Here is a 1108-nt window from a genome sequence, read left to right on the forward strand (position 1 = left end):
TAGTGGGCGTGTTGATATCTGGCATCAGAAGCTCTTTGTATGAATATAAATATCACTTGAAGAAGGGGCATTAAGCTGCCCCTATCTATTAAAGCTTAATTGTTCGCGTGAAGCGCTTCGTTAAGCTCAATTGCGGTCTTGTTAGTTAAACACTCAACACGACCGTTAGCAGAGTTACGTCGGAATAGTAAGTCTGCTTTATTGGCAAGGTCTCTCGCTTTAACTGTTTCAACTTCATTTCCATCAGCGTCTAGCATCACAACTTTTGTACCTGCTGTGATATATAGCCCAGACTCAACAGTACAGCGATCGCCTAGTGGAATACCGATACCTGCATTTGCACCGATTAAGCTGCTTTCACCAACCGAAATGGTGATATTACCACCGCCTGATAGCGTGCCCATTGTCGAACAGCCGCCGCCAAGGTCAGAGCCTTTACCGACCATAACGCCCGCCGAAATACGGCCTTCAACCATTGAAGTGCCTTCGGTGCCAGCGTTAAAGTTAACAAAACCTTCGTGCATAATGGTGGTGCCTTCACCGATATAAGCGCCGAGACGAACGCGCGCCGCATCAGCAATACGAACACCAGAAGGAACCACATAGTCGGTCATTTGTGGGAATTTGTCGACAGACTTCACTTCAATGACTTTACCTTGCATACGCGCTTCAAGTTGGCGTTGTGGTAATTCTGCTAAGTCGATTGCGCCTTCGTTTGTCCATGCGACGTTAGGAAGTAGACCAAAGATTCCGTCGAGCTTGATGCCGTGAGGCTTCACTAGACGATGAGAGATAAGGTGTAGCTTTAAGTACACCTCTGGTGTGCTCGATGCTGTCGTATCTTCTTCAATAATAACGAGAGCGACAGGGTTTTCTGAGCTTCTTAGTTTTTCTGCAACAACAGATAGCTCGCCGAGTGCGTGGGTGTCAGCGATAAGCTGCGTTTGCTCCGCAGTGAGTGTCAGCGTCTGGTTTCCGCCATCTAAACCTAATGTAGAGAGAAGTGCGTCAACAAGGCCTTGCTCAGGTTGATATAGCGGAGCTGGGAATAACGTATCAAGCCATTCGCCATTTGCGTTTTTTGAGCCTACACCTAGGCCAATTGCTA

The 1108-nt window shown here is 47.5% G+C and carries 1 protein-coding gene; it reads right to left on the reverse strand.

Features of this window, described 5'->3' with window-relative positions; translation table 11 throughout:
- Positions 1 to 95 precede the first annotated feature (95 nt).
- Positions 96 to 1108 (reverse strand): 2,3,4,5-tetrahydropyridine-2,6-dicarboxylate N-succinyltransferase (gene dapD / locus A3739_RS01330; RefSeq protein WP_369821071.1); only part of this gene is annotated, 1013 nt, incomplete at its 5' end.

This window comes from Oleiphilus sp. HI0067 (assembly GCF_001635735.1).